This is a genomic window from Microbacterium sp. (assembly GCF_039812165.1).
Taxonomy (GTDB): domain Bacteria; phylum Actinomycetota; class Actinomycetes; order Actinomycetales; family Microbacteriaceae; genus Microbacterium.
Genome location: NZ_JBDIAB010000141.1, coordinates 1 through 7,839, shown reverse-complemented (window position 1 = coordinate 7,839; position 7,839 = coordinate 1). Strand labels below are relative to the sequence as shown.

General features: G+C 71.3%; 5 protein-coding genes. 4 read left to right on the top strand and 1 reads right to left on the bottom strand.

The genetic code is table 11. From position 1 onward, the window contains the following. The first annotated feature begins 76 nt into the window (after positions 1 to 76). From WML84_RS10910 to narI, 4 genes are read left to right on the top strand one after another with little or no spacing between them, the layout of a single operon-like run. The gene (locus WML84_RS10910; RefSeq protein WP_347346171.1) at positions 77 to 3,826 is read left to right on the top strand and encodes a nitrate reductase subunit alpha; all 3,750 of its coding nucleotides are present in this window, start codon (positions 77 to 79) and stop codon (positions 3,824 to 3,826) included. Further along, complete coding sequence (narH, locus tag WML84_RS10905; RefSeq protein WP_347346170.1) at positions 3,823 to 5,505, top strand: nitrate reductase subunit beta; 1,683 nt, start codon at positions 3,823 to 3,825, stop codon at positions 5,503 to 5,505. Before WML84_RS10910 ends, narH begins: the two co-directional genes overlap by 4 nt. A gap of 5 nt (positions 5,506 to 5,510) precedes the next feature. Further along, positions 5,511 to 6,197 (top strand): nitrate reductase molybdenum cofactor assembly chaperone, encoded by a 687-nt coding sequence (gene narJ, locus WML84_RS10900; protein WP_347346169.1) that lies wholly within the window; start codon positions 5,511 to 5,513, stop codon positions 6,195 to 6,197. After that, positions 6,194 to 6,952, top strand: a complete 759-nt coding sequence (gene narI / locus WML84_RS10895) for a respiratory nitrate reductase subunit gamma (RefSeq protein ID WP_347346168.1) — start codon at positions 6,194 to 6,196, stop codon at positions 6,950 to 6,952. Before narJ ends, narI begins: the two co-directional genes overlap by 4 nt. Before the next feature lie 276 nt (positions 6,953 to 7,228). Here narI and WML84_RS10890 read toward each other — a convergent pair whose 3' ends face one another. After that, positions 7,229 to 7,834: a GNAT family N-acetyltransferase gene (locus WML84_RS10890; protein WP_347346172.1), complete on the bottom strand. Its 606-nt coding sequence runs from the start codon at positions 7,832 to 7,834 to the stop codon at positions 7,229 to 7,231. Between the last annotated feature and the right edge of the window lie 5 nt (positions 7,835 to 7,839).

The following is a 7,839-nucleotide window of genomic DNA, read 5'->3' as shown; positions in this document are numbered from 1 at the left end:
AACACGGCGGACCCCGCGGCGTCAGTCCCGCTGAAGGGGGAACCTGAGGGCACTCGCCGACGCTGGGAGGACCGCAATGACGCCCGACATCCGCACCGCGCCACCCGCCACCGACGGCCCTCTGGCCGACGCGCTGCTGGGCATGGGACGGTTCCTGCGCAAGGGCGAGGTCTCCGGCGACCTGCGGACGCTGTTCCTCGAGGGCGGCCGCCAGGGCGACGTCTTCTACCGCGACCGCTGGTCGCACGACAAGGTCGTCCGCTCCACGCACGGCGTCAACTGCACCGGATCGTGCTCGTGGAAGGTGTACGTCAAGGACGGCATCATCACGTGGGAGGCGCAGCAGACCGACTATCCGACCACCGGCCCCGACTCGCCCGAGTACGAACCGCGCGGCTGCCCGCGCGGCGCCGCGTTCAGCTGGTACACGTACTCGCCCACGCGCGTGCGCTACCCCTACATCCGCGACACGCTCGCGCAGCTGTACCGGGCCGCGAAGGCGCGCCTGGGCGACCCGGTCGCCGCGTGGGCGTCGATCGTGACCGACCCCGAGGCATCCGCCGCATACAAGAGCGTGCGCGGCAAGGGCGGGCTCGTGCGGACGACGTGGGACGAGGCCGCCGAGATCGTCGCGGCCGCGCATGTCCACACCGTGAAGGAGCACGGCCCCGACCGCATCGCCGGCTTCTCGCCCATCCCGGCCATGTCGATGGTCAGCCACGGCGCGGGCGCCCGGTTCCTGAACCTCGTCGGCGGCGCGATCCTGTCGTTCTACGACTGGTACGCCGACCTGCCGGTGGCGAGCCCGCAGGTCTTCGGCGACCAGACCGACGTGCCCGAGTCTGCCGACTGGTGGAACGCCGGCTACCTCATCATGTGGGGCTCCAACGTGCCGGTGACCCGCACGCCCGACGCCCACTTCATGACCGAGGCCCGCTACCGCGGCCAGAAGGTCGTGACCGTCTCGCCCGACTACACCGACAACACGAAGTTCGCCGACGAATGGGTCGCACCGCATCCCGGCACCGACGGGGCGCTCGCGCTCGCGATGGGCCACGTGATCCTGCGCGAGCACTTCGTCTCCACGCGCACGCCGCGCTTCGAGGACTACATGCGGCGCTACACCGACGCGCCCTACCTCGTGACGATCGAGCGCAACGGCGACGCCCTCGTGCCCGGCAAGTTCCTCACCGCGAGCGACCTCGGCGGGTCCGAGGCCGAGCTGCCGCGCGCGGACTTCAAGACCGTCCTCCTCGACCAGGGCGGCGCGCCGGTGGTGCCGAACGGCTCGCTCGGGCACCGCTACAGCCCCGAGGACGAGGGACGCTGGAACCTCGACCTCGGCGACGTCGTGCCGCCGCTGTCGATCGCCGACCTCGAGGACTGGAGCGGCGACGCCGCCGAGATCCTCCTCCCCCGCTTCGACCTGCCGCCCGAGCCCGGGCAGGAGCACGCCGGCGGCTCCGGCGTCGTCGCGCGCGGCGTGCCGGTGCGCACGGTCGCCGGCCGCACCGTCACGACCGTGTTCGACCTGCTCCTGGCCCAGTACGGCGTCGGCCGCGACGGGATGCCGGGGGTCTGGCCGTCCGGCTACGACGACACCGCGACACCGGGCACGCCCGCGTGGCAGGAGGAGCTGACCTCGGTGCCCGCGGCGCAGGCGATCCGCATCGCGCGCGAGTTCGCCGACAACGCCGAGCGCTCCGGCGGCCGCTCGATGATCCTCATGGGTGCGGGCACCAACCACTGGTTCCACTCCGACACGATCTACCGCACGTTCCTGGCGCTGACGACGATGACCGGATGCCAGGGCGTCAACGGCGGCGGCTGGGCGCACTACGTCGGCCAGGAGAAGGTCCGGCCCATCACCGGCTACTCGCAGTACGCGACCGCCGGCGACTGGAACCGCCCGCCGCGCCAGGCGATCGGCACCGCGTACTGGTACCTCGCGACCGATCAGTGGCGCTACGACGGCCTGCCCGCCGACCAGCTCGCCTCACCGCTCGCCCGCGGCGCGTTCGAGGGGCGCACGACCGCGGACTGCCTCGTCGACTCGGTCAAGCGCGGCTGGATGCCGAGCTACCCGACCTTCTCGCGCAACCCGCTCGACCTGTGCGACGAGGCCGAGGCGGCCGGCAAGGAGCCGGCGCAGTACATCGCGGAATCGCTCGCCGACGGCTCGCTGCACTATGCCTGCGAGGACCCGGACGCCCCGGAGAACTTCCCCCGCGTCGTGCTGGTGTGGCGCGCGAACATCCTGGGCTCGTCCGGCAAGGGCAACGAGTACTTCCTCAAGCACCTGCTCGGCACCGACTCCGCGATCCGCGCCGCCGAGGCGGCTCCGGGAGCGCGCCCGCGCGACATCCGCTGGCGCGACGACGCCCCGATCGGCAAGCTCGACCTGCTCATGACGGCCGACTTCCGCATGACCTCGACGACGCTCCTGAGCGACATCGTGCTGCCGGCGGCCACCTGGTACGAGAAGCACGACCTGGCCTCGACCGACATGCATCCGTTCATCCACGCCTTCACCCCGGCGATCGACCCGCCGTGGCAGACGAAGACCGACTTCGACATGTTCCGGGTCATCGCCGAGCGCTTCAGCGACCTCGCCGCCACGCACCTGGGCGTGCGGCGCGACGTCGTGGCGTCGCCGCTGCAGCACGACACGCCCGACGTCATGGCGTACGCGCACGGCCGCGTGCCCGAGCACGACGAGCTGATCCCGGGGAAGACGATGGCCAAGCTCATCGTCGTCGAACGCGACTACCCGCACCTCGCCGAGCGCTGGGGCTCGCTCGGACCGCTCACCACGAAGCTCGGCATGGTCACCAAGGGCATCACCTACCACCCCGAGCCCGAGGTCGAGCGGCTGCGGCACGTCAACGGCGTGGTGCCGTCGGGGTCGACGCGGGGAGCCGTGCGCCTCGACACCGACAAGCGCGTCGCCGAGGCGATCCTGGCGCTGTCGGGCACGAGCAACGGGCGGCTGGCCGTGCAGGGCTTCCGCCAGCTCGAGCAGAAGACCGGGCAGAGGATGGCGTTCCTCGCCGAGGAGCACGAGGGCTCGTACCTCACGTTCCCCGACGTGCAGCTGCAGCCGCGCAACGTCATCACGTCGCCGGAGTGGTCGGGATCGGAGCACGGCGGCCGCCGCTACACGGCGTTCGCGATCAACGTCGAGCACCTGAAGCCCTGGCACACCCTCACCGGGCGGCAGCACTTCTACCTCGACCACGACTGGATGGAGGACCTCGGCGAGAACCTCCCGGTCTTCCGCCCGCCGCTGGACATGCACCGCCTGTTCGGCGACGAGAGGCTCGGCACGCGCCGGCGCATCGCGGGACCGGGCGCCGAGGCGCAGACCGAGGTGGCCGTCCGCTACCTGACCCCGCACTCGAAGTGGTCGATCCACTCCGAGTACCAGGACAACCTCTTCATGCTGTCGCTCTCGCGCGGCGGACCCACGATCTGGATGAGCATCGAGGACGCCGGCAAGATCGGCGTGCGCGACAACGAGTGGATCGAGGCGTACAACCGCAACGGCGTCGTCGTCGCCCGCGCGATCGTCTCGCACCGCATGCCCGAGGGCACCGTGTACATGCACCACGCGACCGACCGCACGATCGACGTGCCCCTCGCCGAGACGAGCGGGCTGCGCGGCGGCATCCACAACTCCCTCACGCGCATCCTCTTGAAGCCCAGTCACCTCATCGGCGGCTACGCGCAGCTCGCGTGGGCGTTCAACTACCTCGGCCCCACGGGCAACCAGCGCGACGAGGTCACCACCATCCGCCGCCGCAGCCAGGAGGTGCAGTACCGATGAAGGTCATGGCGCAGATGTCGATGATCATGAACCTCGACAAGTGCATCGGATGCCACACGTGCTCGGTCACGTGCAAGCAGGCGTGGACGAACCGCACCGGCATGGAGTACGTGTGGTTCAACAACGTCGAGACCCGGCCGGGCGTCGGGTACCCCCGCACGTACGAGGACCAGGACGTGTGGGCCGGCGGCTGGGTGCGCACGAAGCGCGGGCGGCTGAAGCTGCGCAGCGGCGGGCGGCTCGCCAAGCTCATGCGCATCTTCTCCAACCCGAAACTGCCCGAGATCCACGACTACTACGAGCCGTGGACGTACGACTACGACGTGCTGCTGAACTCGCCGCGCGGGCAGCACCTGCCTGTGGCCCGGCCCAAGAGCCTCCTCACCGGCGAGGACATGGCCATCACGTGGTCGGCGAACTGGGACGACGACCTCGGCGGGTCGCTCGAGACCATGCAGGACGACCCGATCCTCAAGAAGATGAGCGAGGACGTGCAGGCCGAGTTCGAGAAGGCCTTCATGTTCTACCTTCCGCGCATCTGCGAGCACTGCCTGAACCCCGCGTGCGTGGCGTCGTGCCCCTCCGGCGCGATGTACAAGCGGGCCGAGGACGGCATCGTGCTGGTCGACCAGGACGCCTGCCGCGGCTGGCGCATGTGCGTGACGGGATGCCCGTACAAGAAGGTCTACTTCAACCACAAGACCGGCAAGGCCGAGAAGTGCACGCTGTGCTACCCCCGCATCGAGGTGGGCCTGCCGACGGTGTGCTCGGAGACGTGCGTCGGACGCCTCCGCTACCTCGGCCTGATCCTGTACGACGCCGACCGCGTCGCCGAGGCCGCGAGCGTCGAGGACGAGCACGACCTGCTCGACGCGCAGCGCTCGGTCATGCTCGACCCGCACGACCCCGCCGTGATCGAGGCGGCCCGGGCCGGCGGCATCCCGGAGGACTGGATCGTCGCCGCCCAGCGCAGCCCGATCTGGAAGCTCATCCAGCAGTACAAGGTCGCCCTGCCGCTGCATCCCGAGTACCGCACGATGCCGATGGTCTGGTACATCCCGCCGCTGTCGCCGGTCGTGGACGTCGTGACCGGCTCCGGCAACGACGGCGAGGACGCGCGCACGCTGTTCGCCGCGATCGACAAGCTGCGCATCCCGATCGGGTACCTCGCGGAGCTGTTCACCGCGGGCGACGTCGCCCCGGTCGACCGGGCCCTGCGCACCCTCGCGGCGATGCGCTCGTACATGCGGGGCGTCAACCTCGACGACGAGCGCGACGAACGGATCGCGCACGCCGTGGGGCTGAGCGGCGCCGAGATCGAGGAGATGTACCGGCTGCTGGCGATCGCCAAGTACGAGGAGCGGTACGTCATCCCCGCCGCGCACGCCGAGCAGGCGGCGCAGCTGGAGGAGCTGGCGTGCTCGCTCGACTACGACGGCGGGCCCGGCATGGGAGGAGCGGGGCCGTTCGGCGCCGCCAGCGGCCGGTCGGTCCCCGTCGCCGTGGAGAACTTCCACGCGCTCGCCGACCGGCAGACCGCCGACCGGCCGTCGACGCCGGGCCGCATGAACCTGCTCAACTGGGACGGCAACGGCCGGCCCGAGGGGCTCTTCCCGCCGGATCGGATGGGTGCCGTGCGCGCGACGGGCTCCGGCTCTGCCGGGGAGGGCGACGGATGAGCGTCATGTCCACGCGCGTCACGCCGCGCCGCGCGATGCCCGACCCGCTCGCGCCCGTCGCGCTGCGGCCGGACGAGCGGGCGCGCGTGCACATGATCGCCTCGCTCCTGCTCGACTACCCCGACGAGGCCTGGTTCGCGCGGCTCCCGCTGCTGCGCGACCAGCTGGCAGGCCTCCCGTCGCGGGTGCGCGAGCCGCTGGAGGGGTTTCTGGATGCCGCCGAGTCGGGCGGCCGCTCCGCGTGGGAGCGCGCGTACGTCACGACCTTCGACCTCAAGCGCAAGTGCAGCCTGTACCTCAGCTACTTCGCCACCGGCGACACCCGCCGCCGCGGCACCGCCCTCGTGACCTTCCTCGACGCGTACCGCGCCGCGGGCTGGGAGTTCGACGCCGCCGAGCTGCCCGACTACCTCCCCGCCGTGCTGGAGTTCTCCGCCGTGTCGGGGTCGCCGGTCGCCGATGCGCTGCTCGCCTCGCACCGCGAGGGCGTCGAGGTGCTGCGCGCGGCCCTCGAGGGCATGTCGAGCCCGTGGGCGGGCGTCGTCCGCGCCGTCACGCTGTCGCTGCCGGCGATCGACTCCCGCACGCGCGATCGCGTGTTCGACCTCGTCAACGAGGGCCCGCCGTCCGAGACCGTCGGGCTCAGCTGGATCGGCACCCTGCCGCCGTTTCGCCCCCGGGAGGACGTATGACCGCCCTGCAGATGATCCTCTGGGTCGCCATCCCCTACGCCGCGATCGCCGTGTTCGTCGTCGGGCACGTGTGGCGCTACCGGTACGACAAGTTCGGCTGGACGACGCGGTCGAGCCAGGTGTACGAGAGCAAGCTGCTGCGGTGGGGGTCGCCGATGTTCCATCTCGGCATCCTGATGGTGATCGCCGGCCACGTCGTGGGCCTGCTGATCCCGCGCGAATGGCTGTACGCGATCGGGATCTCGGAGGAGATCTACCACTGGGGCGCCACCGTCATGGGCACGTTCGCGGCCGCGCTCACGCTCGCCGGGCTCGCGATCCTCATCTACCGCCGCCGCACGATCGGCGTCGTGTTCCTCGCCACGACCGTGATGGACAAGGTCATGTACGTGTTCCTGGCAGCGACGCTCGGCTTCGGCACGCTGGCGACGGTCGTGTACCAGGTGTTCGGCGGCGGGTTCCACTATCGCGAGACGATCTCGCCGTGGATCCGCAGCATCCTGATCTTCCAGCCGCAGCCGCAGCTCATGGACCACGTGCCGCTGCTGTTCCAGCTGCACGTGATCACCGCGTTCGCGCTGTTCGCGCTGTGGCCGTTCACGCGGCTCGTGCACGTGTTCTCGGCGCCGATCGGATACCTCTTCCGGCCGTACATCGTGTACCGCTCGCGCGACGCGCAGCGCGGCACGCGCCCCGTCAAGCGCGGCTGGGATCCGATCGAGCAGCCCGACGCGGAGCGCCTGCACCGGCTGTGAGAGACCGCCGGGGGCGTTGGGGACGCCCCCGGCCTGCTCCCGGGCCGGCGCCGCCCGGCTTCCGTCGCCCCCGGCTGGCCCATCCCATCGAGCGCTCCGTGGCCCGAGTCACTGCTCGCGCGCCCAGTCACGGCGCTGCAGCACAGTGACCCGGTGTCAGGGCAGTGACTCGGCGGACGAGCCGCAGTCAGAGGGACGTCAGGGCAGAGTGCGTCAGGCAGAGTGCGTCAGGCAGACTGCGTCGGGGGCAGAGCGTGGCGGGCAGCGAGCGCGCGGTCAGAGGCGGTCGAGCTCGATGCCGAACGCCTGCGCGCCGGCCGGCGACTCCAGGCGTTCGAAGCCGAGCCGGTCGTAGAAGGCCAGGGCGCCGGCGTTCTGAGCGGACGCGACGAGATGCAGCCGGCGCACGCCGCGCTCGCGCAGCGCGGCCGCGAGCACGCCGATGAGTCGCCTCCCCCACCCCTGGCCCTGGACCTCCGGCATCAGGTCGATGTGCAGGTGCGCGGGACGGTCGTCGCCGAAGGGCTCCGCTCCCGCCCGGCGCCCGTACGCGTAGCGCAGCAGACCCGCCTGACGGGAGCGGTCGTCACCCGGCACCGGCCAGCGCTGTGCGAACCGCGGCCACCACTCGTCGTGGAACCAGTCCTCGAAGGTCCGCGTGTCGTCGGTGCCCACGACGTAGCCGACGACCCGGCCGTCGTCGGATTCGACGACGAACGCGAGGTCGGGGTGACGGGCCGCGTAGGGCAGCACGAACACGTGACCCCAGAGGTCGTCGTCGGCGAGGATCCCGGTCCCGTCCCCGCCGGCATCCGCCGTCCGCAGGCAGATGTCGGCGAGCGCCGGCTCGTCGCCGGGACGGAAGGAGCGGAGTTGCGGCACGCCCC

Coding starts and splice junctions, on each gene's coding strand:
- WML84_RS10910 (WP_347346171.1), top strand. CDS start 77: ATGACGCCCGACATCCGCACCGCGCCACCCGCCACCGACGGCCCTCTG.
- narH (WP_347346170.1), top strand. CDS start 3,823: ATGAAGGTCATGGCGCAGATGTCGATGATCATGAACCTCGACAAGTGC.
- narJ (WP_347346169.1), top strand. CDS start 5,511: ATGTCCACGCGCGTCACGCCGCGCCGCGCGATGCCCGACCCGCTCGCG.
- narI (WP_347346168.1), top strand. CDS start 6,194: ATGACCGCCCTGCAGATGATCCTCTGGGTCGCCATCCCCTACGCCGCG.